The organism is Ruegeria sp. TM1040, from assembly GCF_000014065.1.
Classification (GTDB): domain Bacteria; phylum Pseudomonadota; class Alphaproteobacteria; order Rhodobacterales; family Rhodobacteraceae; genus Epibacterium.
In genome coordinates, this window is record NC_008044.1 from 2,735,245 (window position 1) to 2,756,119 (window position 20,875).

A 20,875-nucleotide genomic window follows, 5' to 3' on the forward strand; every position below is an offset into this window, starting at 1 on the left:
GCTTCGGGATTGTCGACCCGCCTCTTGCGCTTTAGGAGGTATCGGTATGAACGACACTCTTGATACAGTCTTTGCGGCCCTGGCAGATCCGACCCGGCGGGCGATCCTGTCGATGCTGCTCGAAGACGATATGGCCGTCACCGATGTGGCCGAGCCTTTCGAGATGTCCTTGGCGGCGATTTCAAAGCATCTCACCATCCTCACCCGCGCGGGCCTCATTCAGCAGGAAAAACGCGGACGGGTGAAGTGGTGCAAGCTACAACCGGACGCCTTGCGGGCAGCCTCGGTCTGGATGCAGGGTTTTGGTCAGTTCGAGCCGGTGAACCTCGATGCATTCGAGCGCTTTCTCGAGGAAGAACTTCGCGACGGCGAGTGAGGGCCCGCAAACACCCTTCAGCCGAGCGAAGTCACACGTCGCCTATCCGTGCTCATCCTTCAACAGCAGCCAGAGCGCCACGATGGTGAGGCCAATGCCACCAAAGATGAGCGCCGGAGGCCAACCCTTGCCCAGCGCAATCTCCCAAAGGATCACCCAGGACGGCACCAGATAGGTATAGGCCATCACCTTGGCCGACGGCAGACGCAGCGTGGCAACCTGCAGCAAGACAAAGGTGCAGGCCGACGCAAAGACCGACACATAAAGAAGTCCAATCCAGACAATCGGTTTGAGGCCTGCCCAATCCGTCGCGGCCAGATCGCGCCAGGCCAGCGCGACCAGCAGGATTGCCCCCGCGACCAACACCCCAAAGGTAAAGACCAGCGCCGGCTCGCCCCGGTTCAGCTTGCGCACCATCGGCGTATAAAGCGCATGCGCCACGCAGCCGACAAAATAGATCATCTCGCCCTGGCCGATCTCGAATTTCAGAACCGCCTCCATGTCGGCGCGAAAGATCACCCAGAGCGCGCCTGCCCCCCCGATCACCAGAGCCAGCGCCATACGCGGGGTGGTGATCTGGCGTAAAAGCAGCCAGCCAAAGACGCCGCTCATGGCTGGGGTCAGCGTGAACACCGCAGCGGCGCTCACCGGATCTGCAGTCTGCAGCCCATAGAACATCAGGACAAAATAGGTCGCAAACACCCCGCCCAGCAGCACATAGCGCCACGGCGCCTCGAATTGCTGCGGTTTCAGCCCCGGACCAAGCGCTGCCGCCGCCCCGATCAGGATACCCGCCAGTACAAAACGCACCGCATTGAGCGCCGCGGGTGTTACCTCATTGGCGATCAGTGCCCCGAGCGAAAACGACCCGGCCACCAAGGCTGAGAATGCGAGCATCGCAAGATGCCCCTTGTGACTGTCGCGCAGACCGCGCGGCCGCGTGGCCAATTCCATGCTCTGTCTCACTGCGGCCAGGATTTGGCGTGCTCTTTCAAGAAGCGCACAAAACTCTGCACCTTGTTGGTGCGGTGGAGATCCACATGGGTCACGAGCCAGATCTTGCCCGACCACTCATCGTGGGGATCCATCATCATCACCAGATCAGGACTGCTTGCCGCCTCCCAGAGGGAGACAAACCCGATCCCAGCCCCTGCCCGAATGGCCTGATGCCCAGCCACGGCGTCAGAGCAGCGAAAGACGATATTCTCGGCCGGGATCGTGGAACGCAACCAGCGCTCGAAGGGCGCGCGCGTATTCTCATTGTCGCTGGCAATAAAACGATGGTTCACCATGTCATCTTGCCCCTTCAGCATGCCATGGCGCTCGACGTACTCGCGCGAGGCATAGAGCGCGAGCCGCTGGGCCACGAAGGGCTGCACAACATTGTCGGGCTGCTCGGGGGCAGCGCCCGCGCGCAACGCCACATGCGCCTCGCCATATTCCAGCCGGAACAGGCGATCCCCGGTCAGATAGCGGATCACAAGATCAGGATGCAGCTGCTGAAACTCTGCAAGCGCCGGCGCCAACATTGGCGCCATGGACGACAGGGATGTCACCACCAGCTCCCCAGAGACCTCATCGCCCTGCCCCTTGAGGCGCCCGACCAGTTGGCTGAACTGATCGTCCGTGGCCTGCGCCACCCGCAACAGGTCAAGACCGGCCTCGGTGGCCGTATACCCACGGGCATGTCGCTGGAACAGCTTCACGCCCAGTCGGGCTTCGATCGCGTCGATATGCCGGATCACCGTGGCGTGATGCACGCCCAGAACATCTGCTGCACCACTCACAGTGCCCAAGCGCGCCACCTGATAGGCGGTGCGTACCTCATCCCAATTTTCCACCTGATCCCCCTGCCGATGCTTTTCTGTCTCAATCTGCGCGCAAACGCACAACTTTTGTTGAATATCACAAATTGTGTTCGAATGTGCAAATGCGCATCTTCCACGTCAAGTGATTTGATCTCTTTCAATGGAGCAAGACCATGACCCAGACCGTACTTCACATCGACAGCTCTGCCCGCAAAACCGGCTCGATCTCGCGCGACCTGACTGCGCAAGTTGTGGCCCGCCTCGGTGCCGAGACCGTTCTGCACCGTGACCTGTCAACCCCGCTGCCGCTCTTGGACGAGACCTGGATCGGCGCGAATTTCACCGCCCCCGAGGAGCGCACGGAGTCCCAAAAAGACGTATTGGCCCTGTCGGACCAATTGATCCAAGAGATCAAACAGGCCGACACGCTTGTGATCGGCGTTCCGATCTACAACTTTGCCATTCCAACTACGCTGAAGGCGTGGATCGACCAGATTGCCCGTGCGGGCGTGACCTTCCGCTATACCGAGAACGGACCGGAAGGGCTGCTGACCGGCAAACGTGCGATCCTCGTGGTGGCCTCGGGCGGCACCGAAGCGGGGTCGGACATCGATTATGCCAGCCGCTACCTGCGTCACATGCTGGGCTTTATCGGTATCACCGAAGTAGAAGTTGTCGCCGCCGACCAGCAGGCGATCGATGCCGAAGCTTCGGTCCAGAAAGCCAAAGACGCAATCGCGCAACTGGCGGCGTAAGCCTCTGCATGCAATGGGGCGGGCGCTCCCGCCCGTCCGTCGGTCCGCCACAGGCTGACCACGTCCCGTTGGGCCGGGCAGGCCGCGCCGCAGGCGCGGCCTGCCCCCGGCGATCCGCAAAGCGGAGCGCAACCCCTCAGCCCGTTGGGCAATCAAACCACGCCTCTCGTGCTGATCCTCTGCGGTCAGATCCACTCGGGCGTGACGCCGATCCGTTCAAAGAACACCATCAGGTCTGCACGCGGCATCGCCAAGGTGCGCGTGTTTACAAGCGGATGCATATAGATACTGTCGGCATGCTGCGCTTGTGCATCCATAAAGAAACGCACCCCCTTGGGCGCGCCGTTGATCATCGCCAGCGGTGTCACGGCTCCGGGCCGCACCCCGAGAAACTCCATTAGCCGATCCGCGGAGCCAAACGACAGCCCGCCACCACCCAGTGTTGCACCGAGCGCCTTGAGGTCCACGTCCCGGTCCTGTTCCAGCGACACCAGGTAATTGCGCTTCTTGCGGTCACGCAGGTAGAGGTTCTTCAATCGCAACGCCTGCTCTCCCGGGCGCAGCAGCGCCCCCTCGACGGCCTTTGCATCCTCTACGGTGCGCAACGGCGCGTGTTCGTGCAGAACATAGGAAATCCCCCACGAATTGAGCTGGCTCAACAGGTCCTCGCAAGAAATCGGCAAGCCTTCTTCTGATGCAGCATGTGTCGCGTCCATAAGAGATCCTTTGCAAAACAGCGCGCGTAAGTCTTGCGGCTGTTTGGCAGATGTCTCAGGGGCTCGGCAATATCAAACCCGCGCCCCTCAGGCCACGGCCGCATCCCGCAGTGTGAAACACCTGCGCCAGGCCGCGTCGATTTCGGCCATACCTTGGGCGCAGGGGTATTGCGCGTTCGGGCTGGCAGGGTCGCCGTATTGCTGCTCAAGCTGGCGTGCCACCATAGACGCCTCCTCGGACGGATAGGCTGGCCGCACCTGGTCCAAGCCATCAAATGTCGCCCGTTGAAAGGGCAGAACGCTGCTCTCGGAGCTGAGGTTGGCAATGGCACAGCCACAGAGCGAGGCAAAATACTCCAGTCGACGCGCCTTCGCTGTCAGGTCGCGCGCGCCATTTGACCGGGAGGCGCCGGCTCTTGCGTCCCCTTCGATGGGGGCTCCGGGGGAGTCAAACTCGCATCCCATACAGAACACCTGCGCAGGTTCTAGCGCCGCCAACGCCCAATAGCTCGCCGCCAAGACCAAATCACTGCCGGTATAGGCCGCCCCACCGAAATGGGTCAGCACCGGCTCATAGTCCGCCTCGGTGACGACTTGCTGTCCCGCCTCAAGCAGCACGGGCCGGTCGTCGGGGGCAAGACTGTCACTGTGAAGCATATGGGTCCAATCGGGCCGCAGGTGCCAGGCCTCCTCGATGGCAAGGATGTAATCAAAAAGCCCCCCATCCCAATCGACAGCCCTCATCGCGTCCTGCGCGACACCAAGAATAAGAACCTTCACCACAACGACCCTCGCCTCCAAACAGGCACCTTCGCGCTCCACGCGACACGGACAAATAAAACAGTATGGCACCAAGAGGTAGCAGGCCGGCATCGCACTGACGACCTGCCAGAAATGGTGGGGTCGGATGACACGCGCTTGCTGGTAGGGGAGGTGATCTCTACCAGTCGCCCTTTTTCTTGACTCTTGGGTGCCTGCACAGTAGGGCAGAGCCAATTCCGGGAGTCGTTGTGTCTTCCGGTCCTTGGCGTTTGCCAGGGATCGCCCTCCACCAGCGCGTTGCGCCCGTGGGGGCAAACCTTGTTGGTTTGCACCCACACTCTTGCGCAGCGGGGTCAGGCCAGATTGGTTTGTACCCAGGCTTGCGATCTGGTGGCGAGTGATTGAGGTTCGTTTCACCGCTCCTTACATGAGGGGCACGCGTCATAAACCGGCAAAGGAGGCCGAAGGCATGTTTGAAAATCTATCCGAACGCCTATCCGGTGTCTTCGACCGGCTGACAAAACAGGGCGCCCTCTCCGAGGACGACGTCAAAACCGCCCTGCGCGAAGTGCGCGTCGCCCTCTTGGAGGCCGACGTCTCGCTGCCCGTGGCCCGCGATTTCGTCAAGAAGGTTCAGGAGCAGGCCACCGGTCAGGCCGTCACCAAATCGGTGACACCGGGCCAGCAGGTCGTGAAGATCGTTCATGATGCGCTTGTCGAGACCCTGCGAGGCGACGAGGACCCCGGGGCGCTCAAGATCGACAACCCGCCCGCACCGATCCTGATGGTCGGCCTGCAGGGCTCCGGCAAGACCACCACCACCGGTAAGCTTGCAAAGCGCCTCAAGGAAAAAGAGGGCAAGAAAGTGCTTCTTGCCTCGCTCGACGTCTATCGCCCGGCAGCGATGGATCAGCTGGCGGTGCTTGGTACCCAGATCGGCGTCGACACCCTGCCCATCGTCAAAGGCCAAAGCCCGGTCGACATCGCCAAACGCGCCAAACAGCAGGCCGCGCTTGGGGGCTATGACGTCTATATGCTCGACACGGCCGGTCGTCTGCAAATCGACGAGACCCTCATGAAAGAGGTCGAAGACGTCCGCGACGTGGTCTCCCCGCGCGAGACGCTTCTGGTGGTAGATGGTCTGACCGGTCAGGTTGCGGTCGAGGTCGCGGAAGAATTCGACAACAAGATCGGCATCTCCGGCGTCGTGCTGACCCGGATGGACGGCGACGGGCGCGGCGGTGCGGCGCTCTCGATGCGCGCCGTGACCGGCAAGCCCATCCGCTTTGTCGGCCTTGGCGAGAAGATGGACGCCATCGAGACCTTCGAGCCGGACCGGATCGCAGGCCGCATCCTTGGCATGGGCGACATTGTGGCCCTCGTCGAGAAGGCGCAGGAAACCATCGAGGCTGAGCAGGCCGAGCGCATGATGAAGCGCATGATGAAAGGTCAGTTCAATATGAACGACCTGCGCATGCAGTTGGAGCAGATGCAGCAGATGGGCGGCATGCAGGGCATGATGCAGATGATGCCGGGCATGGGCAAAATGGCCAAACAGGTCGAAGAGTCCGGCTTTGACGACAAGATGGTCAAGCGCCAGATCGCGATGATCCAGTCCATGACCAAGAAAGAGCGCGCAAACCCCGCGCTGCTGCAGGCCAGCCGCAAGAAACGCATTGCAGCAGGCTCCGGCATGGAGGTCTCGGACCTCAACAAGCTCTTGAAGATGCACCGCCAGATGGCGGACGTCATGAAGAAGATGGGCAAAATGGGCAAAGGCAAGATGCTGAAACAGGCCATGAAAGGCATGTTCGGCAAAGGCGGCATGCCCGAGATGCCCGGTGGCATGCCCGGCGGTATGGATCCCTCGCAGATGGACCCCAAGGCGCTCGAGGCCGCAGCCAAGGCCATGGGCGGCAAGGGTGGTTTGCCCGGCGGTCTCGGCGGGCTGGGTGGCCTCGGTGGCGGCATGGGCCTGCCCGGTGGCCTCTCTGGATTTGGCAAGAAGAAGTAACCCCCTCAGATGAGCTCAGCCCCCACCATAGAAACCGACCGACTGATCCTACGCCCGCATGTTGCGGCGGATCTCGAAGCGTTCTGGTCCTTCTACCAGAGCGACCGGTCGCGCTATATGGATGTGCCCACCAGCCGCTCGCAACTCTGGGCCGGGATGCTGGCCGAGGTCGGCTCCTGGGAGATCTTCGGCTGGGGCGGGCTTGCGATTGAAACCAAGGACGGACAGCTGGCCGGTCAGGTTTGCATCAGCCAGCCTCCGCATTTCCCGGAACTGGAACTGGGCTGGATCGTCTTTGACGGGTTCGAGGGCTTTGGCTACGCCTTTGAAGCAGCCTCCGCGATGCGCGACTACGCCTTTGAAATCCTCGAAGTGCCAACTCTGGTGAGCTACATCGACGGCAACAACCAGCGCTCGGTCGCCCTGGCCAAGCGCATGGGCGCCGTCGAGGATCTCAATGCGCGCACCTATGACGCGGCAGATCAGGTCTATCGTCACAGCCCCGACAGCAGCGGGCCCGGACTGGAGGCCTACGCATGAGCACCCCCTCCATTCCCGTGATCGAAACCAAACGCCTGATCCTGCGTGGCCCCGAGGCAGAGGACTACCCGAATTTCAAGGCCACCTTCACCTCGTATCGCGCGCGCTTCATGGGCGGGCCGCTGAACACATACGAGGCATGGATGCTCTATGCCGCCGAGATCGGCCACTGGCAGGTGCGCGGCTTTGGCATGTGGATGATCCACGACAAGATCACCGATGAAACCTACGGTATGGCCGGTGGCTGGCAGCCCGCCGGCTGGCCAGAGCGCGAAATTGCCTGGATCATCTGGCCCGAGAAGGCCGGCAAGGGCTATGCTCTCGAAGCCACCCACGCGGCGCGCAACTACTTTTACACCCAGGCCGGATGGGACGGCGCGGTCAGCTATATCGACCCCAAGAACCTCGATTCGATCCGTCTCGCCGAACGTCTCGGTGCCAAGAAGGACCACGAGGCCCAGACCATCGACGGCAACGATGCCGTCTACCGGCACCCGACCCCGGCGCAGCTGCGCGACAGCCAGCTGACCCATGGCATCGAGATGGAAATCGGCCATTACGCCGACCCGCTGTTCAAACCGAAAGGATGGGCCATTGACTGAGACGACGACCGATCCTGTTGCCCGTGCGGCCGCGCTTTTGAAAGAGCACCGCGAGAGCATCGATCGCCTCGACGCGATCATCGTCTATACGCTGGGCGAGCGTTTCAAGCGCACGCAGGCGGTCGGCAAGCTCAAGGCGACACACGACCTTCCCCCGTCCGATCCCGCGCGCGAAGCGAAGCAGATCGAACGGCTCGAAGACTTGGCGAGAGAGGCCGATCTGGACCCGGAATTCGCCAAGGCGTTCTTGAACTTCATCATCGATGAGGTCATCCGCCACCACAAGAAACACCAGGAATAAGCGGGGTTCGACCTGATCTCAGGACACCTCGTTCAACGCCATCAAAGGAGAATGAAACCATGGCAATGAAAATCCGTTTGGCCCGCGGCGGCTCCAAAAAACGCCCCTTCTACCGCATCGTTGCAGCGGACTCCCGCATGCCGCGTGACGGCCGCTTCATCGAGAAGCTGGGCACCTATAACCCGCTCCTGCCGAAAGACAGCGAAGAGCGCGTGAAAATGGACATCGAAAAGATCCAGGCATGGCTCGACAAAGGCGCACAGCCCACCGACCGTGTGGCTCGTATGCTCGAGGCGGCTGGCGTGCGCGAGAAAACCGAGCGCAACAACCCCAACAAAGCGAAGCCGGGCAAGAAAGCTCAGGAGCGCGCTGAAGAGAAAGCCGCCAAGGCAGCAGAAGCCGCCGAAGCAGCAGACGCGGAATAATCACATGACGGGCCCGGTGCAGGAGGCAAAGGGATGTTTCCCGCAGGCGTTCCGCGCCGAGCTCGATCTGTTGATGAAATTGCGCCGGGACGTCCGGCGCTTTCGCACCGATCCGGTGGACGAGGCAGTGCTGACGCGCTGCCTCTCTGCCATTTCGCTGGCGCCTTCCGTGGGTCTCAGCGAGCCTTGGCGCATCATCCGCGTCGAAAGCGAGACCGCCCGCGCGGCGGCTCTACAGAATTTCGAGACCGCCAATGCCGAGGCGCTGGCGGACTACAGCGAGGATCGCGCTGCCACCTATGCGCGCCTCAAACTCTCCGGCATGCGCGAAGCCCCGGTCCAGATCGCCTTCTTTTGCGATGACGAGACCGGCAAGGGGCACGGCCTTGGCGCGCGCAGCATGCCGGAAATGCGCCGCTATTCGGTGGTGACGGCGGTCACGCTCTTCTGGCTCGCGCTGCGCGCCGAAGGGCTGGGGCTCGGCTGGGTTTCGGTGCTTGATCCCGCCCGAATGGCGCGCGATCTGGATGTGCCTCAAAGCTGGAGCCTCATCGGGTATTTCTGCATCGGCCACCCGGAGCGCCTGTCGGACACGCCGGAACTGGAGCAGGAAGGCTGGGAACAGCGCTTTGCCGCACTCCCGATCGAGACCCGCTGAGGCGGTGGTGCAGACGTGGGACTGACATCGGGGCGAACATGGGGCTGATCCGCATGGTGATCTTCACCCTTGTCGCCTTTGGCGCCGGGGTTCTTTATGAACGCAGCGGCGCGCGCGAGCGATGCGCTGCCGCAGGCGGTGATTGGACAAGAACAGAGACGGGGACCGGCATGATCTGCCGGATGTGACATGAGCGATGTGAGTGAAGATCTGATTTGCGTGGGCGCTCTGGCGGGGTCCTTTGGCGTGCGCGGCGAGGTCCGCCTCAAGAGCTTTTGCGCCAACGCGGAAGAGATCGAAGACTATTCCCCCCTCCTGGGCGCGGACGGTCAGACCCGCTACACGCTGGCGATCACCCGCGCGATCAAAGGCGGCTTTGCCGCCCGCATCGTGGATGTCGAAACCAAGGAGCAGGCCGATGCGCTGAAAGGCGTGCAGCTCTATGCGCCGCGCGACCGTTTGCCCTCGCTGCCCGATGATGAGTTCTACCACGCCGATCTGATCGGGCTTGAGGTCTACGACACCGGCGGCACGCTCCTGGGGCGCGTGAAGGCGGTGCAGAACTACGGCGCGGATGATCTCTTGGAACTGCATGGTCCGGGGCTCTCGGCCACGGTGCTTCTGCCCTTTACCAAGGCGGCGGTGCCGACGGTGGACCTCTCTCAGGGCCGCATCATCGCAGACCCACCAGCGGGCGTGTTTTAATCACGTCTGAAGCTGCTGCCTCAGCACTTCAAACATCGAGACTATCCGCTCAATTCGGCGCTGCTGCGACGCGCTGCGGTGTTCCTTTTCTACTGGCATCTGCAACCAGTCATTAAAGAGCTGGTGGCACAAAAGAAAATGCACCACAGGGTCGTCCTGACACGGATGACCATATCCCGCGCTGAGCGCGACCCAATCCGCCGCTGGGAGTCCCGCCAATCCGCGCGTTTGCGTTCGCGCCAGGCCAAAGGAATACCCGAGCCGGGTCATGAAACGCGCCACATCAAAAGCCACGGGACCGGTATCGCGCGGCGCCGGATCCAAAGCATAAAGCGGCCCATCGCGCCCAAAGACGACGTTCCGGCTATGGAAATCTCCGTGGCGCGTCCCGTGCCGGCAGGGCCTGCCCTGTGCGCCGCGCGTCACATGGTGCATGAAGGCACAGATGCCAAGGAATTTCTTGGGATAGGCAACCTCTTGCGACCCGCTTCGAATGGTCTTCGCAACGCGGCGTACGCGTTTCAGCATCCCCTCTCCGTCAAAGGGCTGCGGGGTGTCTGAAGCGCTCTGATGCAGCTGCCTCAACCATGCGCCACAGTGGCGCAATACATCGGCGCGGCTGTCGAAATCTATTTCGGCGGCCTCCAGCCGGGCATATGCTGTGAGCCCCGGAACATACTTCAGCGCAAGAACGCGGTTTTCGGCATCAGCCCAGACCAGAGGCACCATTCGAAAGGCGCCATCGCGTCCCATGACACGCTCCAAAGAGCGATAGCACGACAGCAATTCGCCAAAGCGCACCTGCGAGACGTCATCGTCATATTTCACCACCAAGGGATCGCAGTCTGTCCCCTCCAGCAAAAAGACCTCGCGCGCGGCTGTGGATTTGATCAGGCGCCATCGCGCGCGATCTGTCGCAATCCCCAGTGCCTGCGCGACCCGCTCGCGATCCAGATCCGGTCCGGACTGATTGGACGTATCGCTCATGTGCCCCCCGGGACGCTGCTCCATATGAGTAATCCCCCACAAATCCCTATTGCAAACCTTACTGAAGGGCGGCATGCACTTTTGCCATGAGCAAACCAACAAAATCCCATGGGCGCCTCTCGATCGGGGCCAGCCTCAAGCCTCGCGAGTTGATGAGCGACACGCCGGATCTTGCGGGCGTCTGGAAAGCAAAGATCCTTACGCTCTTTCCCGAAGCCTTCCCGGGCGTTCTGGGCGAGAGCCTCACGGGCAAGGCATTGCAGCAAGGGCTTTGGCAGCTGGAAACCGTCGATCTGCGCCCCTTTGGGATTGGCAAGCACAAGAACGTCGATGACACCCCCGCCGGGGGCGGTGCGGGCATGGTGCTGCGCGCCGACGTACTGGGCGACGCCATCGAACACGCCATGCAGGGCACTGCCGGCAACTGGCCTCTGATTTACCTTTCCCCGCGCGGGCGGCGGATGGACCAGCAGATGATGCAAACCTTTGCCCGGTGCGATGGGCTGACACTCCTGTGTGGACGCTTTGAGGGGGTCGATGAACGGGTGCTCGAACACTACGGCATCCAGGAGGTCTCGCTTGGGGATTTTGTGATGACCGGTGGCGAGCTTGCGGCGCAGGCGCTCATTGATGCCACCGTACGGCTCATTCCCGGCGTGCTGGGCAACCAGGCCTCCACCGAAGAGGAGAGCTTCTCCTCGGGTCTTCTCGAACATCCCCAATACACGCGTCCTGCCGACTGGAAAGGCCGCGCGATCCCCGATGTTCTGATGTCCGGCCACCATGGCAAAATCGCCGAGTGGCGGCAGGACATGAGCGAAAAGATCACCCAAGAACGCCGCCCGGATCTGTGGGCGGCGTATCAGGCGCGCAAGTCCAAGACCTGATCAGCAGTCCAGCTTGAGCTGCCAGCGGTTGAAACTGTCGAGCTGCTCTTGCGTGCTGCGCAGGTTGGTTGTCTCGCTGTAGCCTTTCAGCAGATCCAGAATACCGTCCTGGAACACTGCTTTGCATTCCGTCTGCGCAGCGGTGATGCGCTCGAGATCTGCAACCGTATAGGCAAAGCCCGCTGCCGCCGGAGCGATCAGCGCCACGCCACGCGCCCGATCGGCGCTAAAGGCATAGGGCTTGGCGCCATCGCGCACCGTGACCCGCTCCGCCCAGAGCGCATCATTTTGCGCGCGTTTCTGAACAGCCGCATCCGAAGTCGGACCCGCGTAGTCGCATCCCGCGACCACAAGTGCTGAAAACCCCAATACAAAACAGTGCCTTAAAATCATTTACCCATCTCCTGTGGTTCCGCGCCAGTGTGGCTTGTGATGCCGGTAGGGTCAATCTGCGAACACCGGCCCTGACGCACATCTGTCCGTTGCCCGAGGGGGGCTGGCGTGCTTTAGTCGCCTTGGTAAGTAAACGTAAGAACCGGGAGATCTCCGATGGCAGCAAAGTTTGAACTCTACACCGACAACGCAGGCGAATTTCGCTTCCGCCTCAAGGCGGGCAATGGCGAGAACATCCTGGCCAGCGAAGGCTACAAGCAAAAGGCCAGCGCCGAAAACGGAATCGAGTCGGTCAAGAAGAACGCCGCTGACGAGGCCCGTTTCGAGCGCAAGGAAACCGCAGCTGGCAAGCATATGTTCAACCTCAAGGCCAGCAACGGTCAGGTGATCGGCACCTCGCAGAGCTACGCAAGCGCCTCCGGTCGTGATGGCGGCATCGAGTCGGTGATGCGCAACGCCCCCGAGGCCCGCATCGAAGACCTGACCTGATCTCCCCTTCGGCACTCTGATCTGACCTCAGAACAGAGCAGCTCCGGATCGCCTGAGCCCTGCGCGAACGCGGGGCTCAACTCTTTCCTTTGGGGGTGCCGCCGCGCCTCTGAATACGCGTCGCCAGCCGCAGCAGCCGTTGGAACTTGTCGCACTCCATGTGGTTGGAGGCCGGACAGGTGGCAACATGGCGCATCATATCGGACAAAGCCTCCAAGCGCTGCGCCTGTCTCTGGATCTCGTCCGCGCGCGCATCAAGCTCTGTGCGTGCAATCTCTGGCTGGCCTTCCGGGCCAAACATCGCGCCGATTTCATCCAGCGAAAATCCGCCCTGCTTGCCAAGCGCGATCAGCGCCAGCTGCTCCAGCACCATAGGTCCATATTGCCGTCGCAGCCCATTGCGCGACAGCGACTGGATCAGGCCCTTATCCTCGTAATAGCGCAGCGTCGACGGCTTTGTGCCGCTTTGTTTTGCGACTTCTCCGATGTCGAGCAATTTCATTATTGACCTCAAGTTGACTTGAATTCGTAGCCTGCCCTTCGAAATTGATTTTGGCAAGGAGATCTCAATGACTGCCGCCCCTTCCACCCTGCCTGCGCTGGACCGTCGCGCGGTTGCGCTGTTGCTCGCCGCGACGCTAACGACCATGGCCAATGCCGCCATCAGCCCCGCCCTGCCCGGCCTGGAGGCCCGGTTTGCCGACCACCCGCAGGCGGCCCTTCTGACACGTTTCCTGGTGCCCGCGCCCTCGGTGGCGGTGGTGCTGATCGCGGGGTGGGCCGGTGTACTGGCGGATCGACTGGGTCGTCGTCCGATGTTGATTGGTGGAGTGCTGCTCTTTGCGCTGGCCGGTAGCCTCGGCATGGTCCTGGGCAGCCTTGAGGCGATCCTCTTGAGCCGCCTCGCCCTTGGGGTGGCAGTGGCCCTCATCATGACAGCGCAGACCGCTCTTATTGCGGACTACTTCGACGGCGCGGCCCGCAGTCGCGTTCTGGGGCTGCAAATCTCGGCCCGAAACCTCGGCGGGCTGGTGTCGATCACCCTTGCGGGCGTGCTCGCCCTGATGTCGCCCATGCATGCGTTTGCGATCCACGGACTCGCGCTCTTGATCCTCCCGATCCTCTGGTGTGCGATTTCAGAGCCCAAACGCCCCAGCCCAGCGACCACCGCGCGCGGTGCTCCCCCTGCGACAACACAGAGGCTGGGGCTTGGTCTTTGGGCCATCGCGGGGCTGCAAATGCTGACCACGATCTGCTTTTTCACCATGCCCACGCAGGTGCCGTTCTTTGTCGCCAGTCACGGCATCAAAAACACGGCAATCATCGGCTCCGTGATGGGGGCGCTGACGCTCGCGGGGATGCTGGCGGCCACCCGCTACAGCACGCTCAAACCCCGGCTTGGGCACGCGCGGCTCTTTCTGCTGGGCTATGGGCTCATGGGGCTTGGGATGGCGGTACTGGCCCTTGCGCCGGGTCTTGCGATGATCTTTCTGGGGGCCGCGCTGGTCGGGCTTGGCTTTGCCACCGTCTCTCCGAATTTCAACGAAATTGCCCTGCGCGCCGCCCCCGCAGATCTGCGCGGGCGGGCTGCTGGGATCATGACAACTTCGGTCTTTCTTGGGCAGATCGTCTCTCCGTTTCTGACCCTGCCCATGGTGCGCCACGCGGGCTACTCTGGGACCTTCGCGACCCTTGCTGTCCTGCTTGGGCTGGCCGCCTTGGTCGCGCTTCTGGCCTATGGGGTCACACGCGGCGCAACCGATGCCGCCGAGCGCGCCTCCTAGGTGCCCTGCCGGTGACGATCGCGCTTGCAATGAAGGGGGATCTGGCCTAAACACCGCGCGTCCGGGGCTCTGATCGAGTCGTCCGGGCTCGCTTTGTTTGGCTTATGCCCGTCTTCTTCGGCAGGCTCGCGACGCAGGGCGCAGACGACAAGTAACGACACCACATCTCTGGCGGGCGCGATTGCGGACCCGGTGAAGACCAAGAGCTCTGGGGGATCACAAGACCTTCGTGGATATAACCACGAGCAACATAGGAGACGATCATGGATCTGATCGCACAACTCGAAGCGGAGCAGATTGCTGCGCTGGGGAAAGAGATCCCCGATTTCAAAGCCGGTGACACCATCCGCGTCGGCTACAAAGTGACCGAAGGCACCCGCACCCGTGTGCAGGCCTACGAAGGCGTCTGCATCAGCCGCAAGAACGGCTCCGGCATCGCTGGTTCCTTCACCGTCCGCAAGATTTCCTTCGGCGAAGGCGTGGAACGTGTGTTCCCGCTCTACTCCACCAACATCGAGTCCATCGAGGTGGTTCGTCGTGGTCGCGTCCGTCGCGCCAAACTCTACTACCTGCGTTCGCGTCGCGGCAAATCCGCCCGTATCGCCGAAGACGCAAACTACAAAGCCAAAGCGTAAGGAGTGGTCTCATGAAAAAAGACATCCATCCCGATTACCACTTCATCGACGTCAAAATGACCGACGGTACCGTTGTCAAAATGCGCTCCACCTGGGGCAACGAAGGCGACCAGCTGGCTCTGGACATCGACCCTTCCGCGCACCCCGCGTGGACCGGTGGCTCCTCGCGCCTGATGGACACCGGCGGCCGCGTGTCCAAGTTCAAGAAAAAATACGAAGGTCTGGGTTTCTAATCCATCCCTTGCAGGGTTTATCCCTCTCGGATTGCCAATCAGACGCCGCCCTCCCCGGGGCGGCGTTTTTGCGTTTCAGCCCCGTGCAGCGTGATTTCAGTGCGATTTCAGTGCGGCTTCAGGGCAACAGGGCGCACCGGGTCGTCGCACGACAGGGTTTGGTACAAAATAGGCTCTAACTGGGGTGTTTTGGCCGCTTCCCATTGATTCGTCAGAGCCGTATAGTCCAGCCAAATCACAAGGCGTGGCAGCCAAAGCCGCGCAGGTTTGAAGGGATCCGTGAGATGGCACATATCATTGTCGTCGGAAACGAAAAGGGCGGCGCGGGGAAATCCACCGTCTCCATGCATGTGGCCACAACGCTGGCACGGCTGGGGTACAAGGTGGCAGGGTTGGACCTCGATCTGCGGCAGCGTTCGCTGGGGCGTTACCTGGAAAACCGGCTGGCCTTTATCGCGGCGTCCGACCTCAACCTGCCGATGGTGTCGTTGCACGAGCTGCCCGAGATCGACCCGGACACATTGCAACCGGGCGAGAACATCTATGATCTGCGTCTCTCTGCGGCGATTTCCGAGCTGGAGCCGATCTATGATTTCATTCTGATCGACTGTCCCGGCTCTCACACGCGCCTCAGTCAGGTGGCGCATTCGCTGGCCGACACGCTGATCACGCCGCTCAACGACAGTTTTGTCGATTTTGACCTGCTCGCGCATACGGACGAAAAAGGCGAGAAGATCAAAGGCCCCTCGGTCTACTCCGAGATGGTCTGGAACGCGCGTCAGCTGCGCGCACAGGCGGGTTTGCCCCCGATCGACTGGATCGTGATCCGCAACCGTGTCGGCACGCAGCGAATGGTGAACAAGGAAAAGATGGAGCGCGCGATCAATATGCTCTCCAAACGGATCGGCTTTCGCGTCGCGCCGGGCTTTTCCGAGCGAGTCATTTTCCGCGAGCTGTTCCCGCGCGGGCTCACTCTGCTGGACCTCAAGGATGTGGGGGTCAAACAGCTCAATATCTCCAATATCGCGGCCCGTCAGGAGCTGCGCGACATGATGAAGGCGCTGGAGCTCCCCGAGGTCGAGATCGACATCTGATCCAACGGCGGAGCCCTTCGCGTTGAGGCTTTCCGCAGCCGCGTAGGCCCACCTATGGTGGGCCACTGCGTCCGCGGCGAAGGGCGCGCGCCGGGCCAAAGGCCCGGCGCGCGCGGGTCCACCCGGTCACGAGGGGAAACCCCTTTCGAAAGGTCGGCACGTCCCTCAGGCGCTCCGCTCTTTTGGGTGTTCAGGTTTCCGGTTGATAGAGCGTAAAGAGCTCAATGGGTTCCGCCACGCCGCGCAACATGTAACGGCCCACGGACACCAGATCCGCGCCATCCGCGCCTGCGGCGTCGCGGACATCTTCCGACAGAATGATCGACCGCTCCACGGCGCGATGCATGTCGGCTATCCGCGCCGTCAGGTTCACAGCCGGGCCAATCACGGTGAAATCCAGCCGGTTCGGCGCGCCGATGTTGCCATAGAGGATCTCGCCGGCGTGCAGGGCCATCGTGTATTCCGCCAGCGGCAGGCCTTCGGCGGCGCGGACCTCATTCACGGCCCTCATGCGCGGACCAAGCTCCGCCACCGCCCGCAGGGCCGCCTGCGCGTCCTCCTGCAGGGTGCCGAGGTTGAACATCGCCATCACCGCATCGCCCATGAACTTCAGGATATTGCCCCCATGGGACTGGATCAGCTGGACAACGTGACCGAAGTAATCATTGAGCAAATCAACAAGCTCTTCACCCGGCAACGACTCTGAGAGGGCCGTAAAGCCGCGCAGATCAAACAGGCAGATCACTGCATCAATACGTTGCGATGAGCCGCGCGCGATCTCACCCGACAGCACCCGCGCCCCGGCATCGCGCCCCAGGTAGACTTGCAAAAGGGCGCGCCCCATCTCCCGGTTTCCGGCAGCGGCCAACACCAGTGCCAGCGTCCCGAACACATTGCGCAGCAACGCGAGACAGGGTTCGGCCTCCTCTGGCGGGCCATCAAAACTCCAGGACGCGACCAAGCCTTCGGCATTGGGGCTATCGGGGTCAAACTGCGCCTGACTGAAATCGCCAAAGGGCTGCCAATGGGCAAAATAGCTCGTCGCCCCCATCTCCTTCAGGCGGGTAAAGATCGGAAAGCGCGCTTCGTCCTCGCGGCTGAAGCGACTGTAGTACTCCGCTTCGCCCGAGCTGATCAGAGCAAAGAACGGACTTTGCACCCATTCATTGCGTGGCTCCTTGTGGTCCACGCGCTCAAAATACTCGGAATTCAACCCGTCCTGACGGGTCCAGGTGAAACCGATCCCCCCGAATTCCGGATGCAGCGCGCGCTGCGACAGTTGCATCCGCAACAGAGGCACGCCGTGGTTGACCAGTTCCTCGCAGAAGCGGCGCAAGAGCTCTTCGCGCCCTACCGCCTTCAGACCCTGTTCGGTCAGCCAGTTCTTCAGATCCTCGGTCGCGGCGTGAATGGCCCCATCCCCCTGTTGCTGATCAAGGCGTGCGGTCAGCCGGCGGCTCCATGCTGGCCAATTGCCGCAACATTCGGCGCAAGAGCGCAACATCCTCTGCCGAAAACCCCTGGGTCAATCGCTGATCGTAGACCTGCGCCTGCTGTCGCAGATCCTCGTAAACACTGCGCCCTGCTGCCGTCAACTCCAGGTGTTCGGAGCGACGATCTGACTCGTCGCGACTACGACTGACCCAGCGCCGCGCGGCCAGCTTGGCAACGGCGCGGCTGATCTTGGTCTTGTGGATCCTGGCGCGCTGGCTGATGTCGCTGGCGGTCATGCGGGTGTACATCCCCAGATGAAACAGCACCCGCCATTCCGTCCGCAACATCCCATACCGCCCCTTGTAGAGCTTCTGAAACTCCAGCGAGGAATCCTCTGCCGCTCGGTTGAGCAGAAACGGCAGAAAATCCTGCACCGCAAAATCATCATTTTTCGACATGCCCAGGCTGTGCCTCCCTTGTTAGTTACAAAATCAACTATTACCGAGAGGAAAATGCAAGAGGAGGTTGGTCAAAATGACCCGTCACGCTTTGCCGGACCAGATGATCCAGGCCCCGTCCAATCAGGGCACCCACGAGGGGTATATGCCCGGATTTGGAAATGATTTCGAAACCGAAGCCCTGCCCGGCGCCCTGCCCCAAGGCATGAACAGCCCGCAGAAATGCGAATATGGGCTCTATGGCGAACAGCTTTCCGGCACCGCCTTTACGGCGGAACGCCCCGAACGCACCTGGTGCTATCGCATCCGCCCCAGCGTGAAGCATTCGCACCGCTACGAGAAAATCGACCTGCCTTATTGGAAGAGCGCGCCGCATATTCCCGAAGATGTGATTTCGCTTGGCCAATACCGCTGGGACCCGGTGCCGCATACCGAAGAGGGCCTCACCTGGCTCACTGGCATGCGCACGATGACCACGGCGGGGGATGTGAACACCCAAGTCGGTATGGCGACCCATATCTACCTCGTGACCGAATCGATGAAGGATGAATATTTCTTCTCCGCCGACTCGGAACTTCTGGTGGTGCCGCAAGAAGGCCGCCTGCGCTTTGCGACAGAGCTTGGGATCATCGACATTGAGCCCAAGGAGATCGCCATCCTTCCGCGCGGACTGGTCTATCGCGTCGAAGTGCTCGAAGGTCCCGCGCGCGGCTTTGTCTGCGAAAACTACGGACAGAAATTCGACCTGCCCGGCCGCGGCCCGATCGGTGCGAATTGCATGGCGAACCCGCGGGATTTCAAGGCCCCCGTGGCGGCCTTTGAAGATCGCGAGGCGCCCTCAACACTGACCGTGAAATGGTGTGGCCAGTTCCATGAGACCAAGATCGGCCAGAGCCCTCTGGACGTGGTCGCCTGGCACGGCAACTACGCGCCCTATAAATACGACCTGCGCACCTATTGCCCGGTCGGGGCGATCCTGTTTGACCATCCGGATCCGTCGATCTTTACCGTGCTCACCGCGCCCTCTGGCCAGCCGGGCACGGCCAATATCGACTTTGTGCTGTTCCGCGAACGCTGGATGGTGGCGGAAAACACCTTCCGCCCGCCGTGGTATCACAAGAACATCATGTCGGAGCTGATGGGCAATATCTACGGGCAGTATGACGCCAAACCGCAGGGCTTTGTCCCCGGTGGTGTAAGCCTTCACAACATGATGCTGCCGCATGGACCTGACCGGGAGGCCTTTGAAGGGGCGTCGAATTCGAACCTTGGCCCCGAGAAACTCGACAATACCATGTCGTTCATGTTCGAAACACGTTTCCCCCAGCATCTGACAGAGTTTGCAGCCAAGGAAGCACCGCTTCAGGATACGTATATTGATTGCTGGAGCGACCTTGAGAAGAAATTCGACGGCACGCCCGGTAAGAAATAGGGAGGCTGGGGGCGCTGCCCCCTCTGCGGCCCCAATTGGGGCCGCATTCACCCCCGAGATATTTGTAAAAAGCTGAAGGAGGGCCAGCAGAGCCCTCACCACCAAAAAGGAACGCGCATGCCTTTGAAAAAGTCCTGGGTGACGTCGGCCAATTCCGCTGACCACCCTTTTCCGCTGAACAACCTTCCCTATGGCGTGTTTTCAACCCCCGACAGTGATCCGCGCTGTGGGGTCGCCATCGGCGATATGATCCTCGATCTTGCTGCGGCAGAGGCGGCGGGGCTGATCGACCTCGCAGATGAGCCAATGTTCGAAATGCCCTTCTGGAACGAGTTTATGGAAGAAGGCCCCGCGGTCTGGGCCGCGTTGCGCACCCGCCTGATCGCGCTTCTGGAAGAGGGCTCGGACGCGCAAAACAAGGTCGAGCCTTGTCTCGTACCGATGTCAGGCGCTGAGATGCATATGCCAATCATGGTGTCGGAATACACCGATTTCTATGCCGGGCGTCATCACGCCACCAATGTCGGCACCATGTTTCGGGGCGCCGAGAACGCGCTGCCGCCAAACTGGCTGCATATTCCGATCGGATACAATGGTCGTGCCTCCTCGGTTGTGGTCTCCGGCACCGATGTGCGCCGTCCCTGGGGTCAGCTCAAGGGGCCAAATGACGACGCACCCCGTTGGGCCCCCTGTGCGCGCTTTGACATCGAACTGGAGATGGGAGCCATCGTCGGGACACCCTCCGACGGGCCGATCACGGTGCAGGACGCGGACGATCACATCTTTGGCTATGTGCTGCTGAACGACTGGTCCGCCCGCGATATTCAGGCTTGGGAATACCAGCCGCTCGGCCCTTTTCAGGCCAAGGCGACCGCCACCACCATCAGCCCCTGGATCGTCACCAAGGCCGCATTGGAGCCCTTCCGCTGCGACACCCCCGCGCGGGAGGTCGAGCTTCTCGATCACCTCAAGGACTGTGGCCCGATGCTCTATGACATCGACCTTGCCGTGACCCTGCGCCCCGAGGGGGGCGAAGAGGCCACCATCGCACGCACCAACTACAAGGAAATGTACTATTCCGCCGCGCAGCAACTGGCCCATCACACCACATCGGGCTGCCCGATGAACGCGGGCGACCTGCTGGGTTCCGGCACCATCTCCGGTCCGAACAAGGACGAACGCGGCTCGCTCCTCGAACTCAGCTGGGGTGGCAAGGAGCCTCTCACCCTGCCTTCGGGCGATACCCGCAGCTTTATCGAGGATGGCGACACGCTGACCCTCAAAGGCGCGGCCAAGGGCGAGGGCTACACCATCGGCTTTGGCGACTGCACCGGCACGGTGCTGCCCGCCCTCAGCGATCCGTTTGCACGCTGACGGTTCCATCTTT

Annotated in this window: 27 protein-coding genes; 18 read left to right on the forward strand and 9 right to left on the reverse strand. The window is 61.6% G+C overall.

What is annotated here, in order from left to right; all coding sequences use genetic code 11:
- The first annotated feature begins 46 nt into the window (after positions 1–46).
- Positions 47–376 carry an ArsR/SmtB family transcription factor gene (locus TM1040_RS17415; RefSeq protein WP_011539911.1) on the forward strand — a complete coding sequence of 110 codons (330 nt, stop codon included), beginning with the start codon at positions 47–49 and terminating at the stop codon, positions 374–376.
- A 42-nt stretch (positions 377–418) separates the two neighbouring features.
- On the opposite strand, the gene TM1040_RS17420 is transcribed toward TM1040_RS17415, so the two are convergent.
- Positions 419–1,330: a DMT family transporter gene (locus TM1040_RS17420; protein ID WP_011539912.1), complete on the reverse strand. Its 912-nt coding sequence runs from the start codon at positions 1,328–1,330 to the stop codon at positions 419–421.
- Between the two features lie 8 nt (positions 1,331–1,338).
- Positions 1,339–2,217 (reverse strand): LysR family transcriptional regulator, encoded by an 879-nt coding sequence (locus TM1040_RS17425; protein ID WP_011539913.1) that lies wholly within the window; start codon positions 2,215–2,217, stop codon positions 1,339–1,341.
- A 140-nt stretch (positions 2,218–2,357) separates the two neighbouring features.
- Between TM1040_RS17425 and TM1040_RS17430 the strand changes: the two genes are divergently transcribed.
- Entirely contained in the window at positions 2,358–2,939 is a 582-nt protein-coding gene (locus TM1040_RS17430) for an FMN-dependent NADH-azoreductase (protein ID WP_011539914.1), read from the forward strand.
- 185 nt (positions 2,940–3,124) lie between these two features.
- Here TM1040_RS17430 and TM1040_RS17435 read toward each other — a convergent pair whose 3' ends face one another.
- Together TM1040_RS17435 and TM1040_RS17440 are read right to left on the reverse strand one after the other, a co-directional pair.
- The gene (locus tag TM1040_RS17435; RefSeq protein ID WP_011539915.1) at positions 3,125–3,655 is read right to left on the reverse strand and encodes a prolyl-tRNA synthetase associated domain-containing protein; all 531 of its coding nucleotides are present in this window, start codon (positions 3,653–3,655) and stop codon (positions 3,125–3,127) included.
- 87 nt (positions 3,656–3,742) lie between these two features.
- Positions 3,743–4,435, reverse strand: a complete 693-nt coding sequence (locus TM1040_RS17440; RefSeq protein WP_254658841.1) for a hypothetical protein — start codon at positions 4,433–4,435, stop codon at positions 3,743–3,745.
- A 451-nt stretch (positions 4,436–4,886) separates the two neighbouring features.
- Here TM1040_RS17440 and ffh point away from each other — a divergent pair, with 451 nt between their 5' ends.
- The 8 genes from ffh to rimM are packed head-to-tail and all read left to right on the forward strand — an operon-like array spanning position 4,887 to position 9,662.
- Positions 4,887–6,431 carry a signal recognition particle protein gene (gene ffh, locus TM1040_RS17445; protein ID WP_011539917.1) on the forward strand — a complete coding sequence of 515 codons (1,545 nt, stop codon included), beginning with the start codon at positions 4,887–4,889 and terminating at the stop codon, positions 6,429–6,431.
- A gap of 9 nt (positions 6,432–6,440) precedes the next feature.
- Entirely contained in the window at positions 6,441–6,971 is a 531-nt protein-coding gene (locus tag TM1040_RS17450; RefSeq protein ID WP_011539918.1) for a GNAT family N-acetyltransferase, read from the forward strand.
- The gene (locus tag TM1040_RS17455; protein ID WP_011539919.1) at positions 6,968–7,573 is read left to right on the forward strand and encodes a GNAT family N-acetyltransferase; all 606 of its coding nucleotides are present in this window, start codon (positions 6,968–6,970) and stop codon (positions 7,571–7,573) included. The genes TM1040_RS17450 and TM1040_RS17455 overlap by 4 nt, the downstream gene beginning before the upstream one ends.
- Complete coding sequence (locus TM1040_RS17460) at positions 7,566–7,874, forward strand: chorismate mutase (RefSeq protein WP_011539920.1); 309 nt, start codon at positions 7,566–7,568, stop codon at positions 7,872–7,874. The genes TM1040_RS17455 and TM1040_RS17460 overlap by 8 nt, the downstream gene beginning before the upstream one ends.
- Before the next feature lie 59 nt (positions 7,875–7,933).
- Positions 7,934–8,299, forward strand: a complete 366-nt coding sequence (rpsP, locus tag TM1040_RS17465; protein WP_011539921.1) for a 30S ribosomal protein S16 — start codon at positions 7,934–7,936, stop codon at positions 8,297–8,299.
- A 4-nt stretch (positions 8,300–8,303) separates the two neighbouring features.
- Positions 8,304–8,957 (forward strand): 5,6-dimethylbenzimidazole synthase, encoded by a 654-nt coding sequence (gene bluB, locus TM1040_RS17470; protein ID WP_011539922.1) that lies wholly within the window; start codon positions 8,304–8,306, stop codon positions 8,955–8,957.
- 38 nt (positions 8,958–8,995) lie between these two features.
- Complete coding sequence (locus TM1040_RS20385) at positions 8,996–9,145, forward strand: hypothetical protein (RefSeq protein ID WP_166485563.1); 150 nt, start codon at positions 8,996–8,998, stop codon at positions 9,143–9,145.
- 1 nt (position 9,146) lies between these two features.
- Positions 9,147–9,662, forward strand: coding sequence for a ribosome maturation factor RimM (gene rimM / locus TM1040_RS17475; RefSeq protein WP_011539923.1), 516 nt, complete (start codon positions 9,147–9,149; stop codon positions 9,660–9,662).
- Here the strand turns inward: rimM and TM1040_RS17480 are convergent, their stop codons facing one another.
- Entirely contained in the window at positions 9,663–10,649 is a 987-nt protein-coding gene (locus TM1040_RS17480) for a phosphotransferase (protein ID WP_166485564.1), read from the reverse strand.
- An 86-nt stretch (positions 10,650–10,735) separates the two neighbouring features.
- On the opposite strand from TM1040_RS17480, the gene trmD reads away from it, so the two are divergent.
- Complete coding sequence (gene trmD / locus TM1040_RS17485; protein ID WP_011539925.1) at positions 10,736–11,536, forward strand: tRNA (guanosine(37)-N1)-methyltransferase TrmD; 801 nt, start codon at positions 10,736–10,738, stop codon at positions 11,534–11,536.
- Here the strand turns inward: trmD and TM1040_RS17490 are convergent, their stop codons facing one another.
- On the reverse strand, positions 11,537–11,929 hold the full coding sequence (locus TM1040_RS17490; protein WP_011539926.1) for a hypothetical protein: 393 nt from the start codon (positions 11,927–11,929) through the stop codon (positions 11,537–11,539). It lies immediately after the preceding gene.
- Between the two features lie 156 nt (positions 11,930–12,085).
- Here TM1040_RS17490 and TM1040_RS17495 point away from each other — a divergent pair, with 156 nt between their 5' ends.
- Positions 12,086–12,418 carry a YegP family protein gene (locus tag TM1040_RS17495; RefSeq protein WP_011539927.1) on the forward strand — a complete coding sequence of 111 codons (333 nt, stop codon included), beginning with the start codon at positions 12,086–12,088 and terminating at the stop codon, positions 12,416–12,418.
- A 76-nt stretch (positions 12,419–12,494) separates the two neighbouring features.
- Here TM1040_RS17495 and TM1040_RS17500 read toward each other — a convergent pair whose 3' ends face one another.
- Positions 12,495–12,920 (reverse strand): helix-turn-helix domain-containing protein, encoded by a 426-nt coding sequence (locus tag TM1040_RS17500; RefSeq protein ID WP_011539928.1) that lies wholly within the window; start codon positions 12,918–12,920, stop codon positions 12,495–12,497.
- Between the two features lie 67 nt (positions 12,921–12,987).
- On the opposite strand from TM1040_RS17500, the gene TM1040_RS17505 reads away from it, so the two are divergent.
- The 4 genes from TM1040_RS17505 (at position 12,988) to TM1040_RS17520 (ending at position 16,164) form a co-directional block, all read left to right on the forward strand.
- Positions 12,988–14,202 carry an MFS transporter gene (locus TM1040_RS17505; protein WP_011539929.1) on the forward strand — a complete coding sequence of 405 codons (1,215 nt, stop codon included), beginning with the start codon at positions 12,988–12,990 and terminating at the stop codon, positions 14,200–14,202.
- Positions 14,203–14,465: 263 nt separating this feature from the next.
- Positions 14,466–14,837, forward strand: a complete 372-nt coding sequence (gene rplS, locus TM1040_RS17510) for a 50S ribosomal protein L19 (protein ID WP_011539930.1) — start codon at positions 14,466–14,468, stop codon at positions 14,835–14,837.
- A gap of 11 nt (positions 14,838–14,848) precedes the next feature.
- Positions 14,849–15,070 (forward strand): 50S ribosomal protein L31, encoded by a 222-nt coding sequence (gene rpmE, locus TM1040_RS17515; protein WP_011539931.1) that lies wholly within the window; start codon positions 14,849–14,851, stop codon positions 15,068–15,070.
- Between the two features lie 284 nt (positions 15,071–15,354).
- Entirely contained in the window at positions 15,355–16,164 is an 810-nt protein-coding gene (locus TM1040_RS17520; RefSeq protein ID WP_011539932.1) for a division plane positioning ATPase MipZ, read from the forward strand.
- Between the two features lie 190 nt (positions 16,165–16,354).
- Here TM1040_RS17520 and TM1040_RS17525 read toward each other — a convergent pair whose 3' ends face one another.
- Both TM1040_RS17525 and TM1040_RS17530 read right to left on the reverse strand, forming a co-directional pair.
- A complete protein-coding gene (locus TM1040_RS17525) occupies positions 16,355–17,500 on the reverse strand; it encodes an adenylate/guanylate cyclase domain-containing protein (RefSeq protein ID WP_011539933.1) in 1,146 nt (381 codons plus the stop codon).
- A 97-nt stretch (positions 17,501–17,597) separates the two neighbouring features.
- Positions 17,598–18,056, reverse strand: a complete 459-nt coding sequence (locus TM1040_RS17530) for a MarR family winged helix-turn-helix transcriptional regulator (RefSeq protein ID WP_011539934.1) — start codon at positions 18,054–18,056, stop codon at positions 17,598–17,600.
- A gap of 76 nt (positions 18,057–18,132) precedes the next feature.
- Here TM1040_RS17530 and hmgA point away from each other — a divergent pair, with 76 nt between their 5' ends.
- Positions 18,133–19,488: a homogentisate 1,2-dioxygenase gene (hmgA, locus tag TM1040_RS17535; protein WP_011539935.1), complete on the forward strand. Its 1,356-nt coding sequence runs from the start codon at positions 18,133–18,135 to the stop codon at positions 19,486–19,488.
- A gap of 117 nt (positions 19,489–19,605) precedes the next feature.
- Positions 19,606–20,862: a fumarylacetoacetase gene (fahA, locus tag TM1040_RS17540; protein WP_011539936.1), complete on the forward strand. Its 1,257-nt coding sequence runs from the start codon at positions 19,606–19,608 to the stop codon at positions 20,860–20,862.
- The last annotated feature ends 13 nt before the right edge of the window (positions 20,863–20,875 follow it).

What these genes read in the sequence shown, in the direction of transcription:
- TM1040_RS17415 (WP_011539911.1), top strand. Translation starts at nt 47, where the DNA reads ATGAACGACACTCTTGATACAGTCTTTGCGGCCCTGGCAGATCCGACC.
- TM1040_RS17420 (WP_011539912.1), bottom strand. Translation starts at nt 1,330, where the DNA reads ATGGAATTGGCCACGCGGCCGCGCGGTCTGCGCGACAGTCACAAGGGG.
- TM1040_RS17430 (WP_011539914.1), top strand. Translation starts at nt 2,358, where the DNA reads ATGACCCAGACCGTACTTCACATCGACAGCTCTGCCCGCAAAACCGGC.
- TM1040_RS17435 (WP_011539915.1), bottom strand. Translation starts at nt 3,655, where the DNA reads ATGGACGCGACACATGCTGCATCAGAAGAAGGCTTGCCGATTTCTTGC.
- ffh (WP_011539917.1), top strand. Translation starts at nt 4,887, where the DNA reads ATGTTTGAAAATCTATCCGAACGCCTATCCGGTGTCTTCGACCGGCTG.
- TM1040_RS17450 (WP_011539918.1), top strand. Translation starts at nt 6,441, where the DNA reads ATGAGCTCAGCCCCCACCATAGAAACCGACCGACTGATCCTACGCCCG.
- TM1040_RS17455 (WP_011539919.1), top strand. Translation starts at nt 6,968, where the DNA reads ATGAGCACCCCCTCCATTCCCGTGATCGAAACCAAACGCCTGATCCTG.
- rpsP (WP_011539921.1), top strand. Translation starts at nt 7,934, where the DNA reads ATGGCAATGAAAATCCGTTTGGCCCGCGGCGGCTCCAAAAAACGCCCC.
- bluB (WP_011539922.1), top strand. Translation starts at nt 8,304, where the DNA reads ATGACGGGCCCGGTGCAGGAGGCAAAGGGATGTTTCCCGCAGGCGTTC.
- TM1040_RS20385 (WP_166485563.1), top strand. Translation starts at nt 8,996, where the DNA reads ATGGGGCTGATCCGCATGGTGATCTTCACCCTTGTCGCCTTTGGCGCC.
- rimM (WP_011539923.1), top strand. Translation starts at nt 9,147, where the DNA reads ATGAGCGATGTGAGTGAAGATCTGATTTGCGTGGGCGCTCTGGCGGGG.
- TM1040_RS17480 (WP_166485564.1), bottom strand. Translation starts at nt 10,649, where the DNA reads ATGAGCGATACGTCCAATCAGTCCGGACCGGATCTGGATCGCGAGCGG.
- trmD (WP_011539925.1), top strand. Translation starts at nt 10,736, where the DNA reads ATGAGCAAACCAACAAAATCCCATGGGCGCCTCTCGATCGGGGCCAGC.
- TM1040_RS17490 (WP_011539926.1), bottom strand. Translation starts at nt 11,929, where the DNA reads ATGATTTTAAGGCACTGTTTTGTATTGGGGTTTTCAGCACTTGTGGTC.
- TM1040_RS17495 (WP_011539927.1), top strand. Translation starts at nt 12,086, where the DNA reads ATGGCAGCAAAGTTTGAACTCTACACCGACAACGCAGGCGAATTTCGC.
- TM1040_RS17500 (WP_011539928.1), bottom strand. Translation starts at nt 12,920, where the DNA reads ATGAAATTGCTCGACATCGGAGAAGTCGCAAAACAAAGCGGCACAAAG.
- TM1040_RS17505 (WP_011539929.1), top strand. Translation starts at nt 12,988, where the DNA reads ATGACTGCCGCCCCTTCCACCCTGCCTGCGCTGGACCGTCGCGCGGTT.
- rplS (WP_011539930.1), top strand. Translation starts at nt 14,466, where the DNA reads ATGGATCTGATCGCACAACTCGAAGCGGAGCAGATTGCTGCGCTGGGG.
- rpmE (WP_011539931.1), top strand. Translation starts at nt 14,849, where the DNA reads ATGAAAAAAGACATCCATCCCGATTACCACTTCATCGACGTCAAAATG.
- TM1040_RS17520 (WP_011539932.1), top strand. Translation starts at nt 15,355, where the DNA reads ATGGCACATATCATTGTCGTCGGAAACGAAAAGGGCGGCGCGGGGAAA.
- TM1040_RS17530 (WP_011539934.1), bottom strand. Translation starts at nt 18,056, where the DNA reads ATGTCGAAAAATGATGATTTTGCGGTGCAGGATTTTCTGCCGTTTCTG.
- hmgA (WP_011539935.1), top strand. Translation starts at nt 18,133, where the DNA reads ATGACCCGTCACGCTTTGCCGGACCAGATGATCCAGGCCCCGTCCAAT.
- fahA (WP_011539936.1), top strand. Translation starts at nt 19,606, where the DNA reads ATGCCTTTGAAAAAGTCCTGGGTGACGTCGGCCAATTCCGCTGACCAC.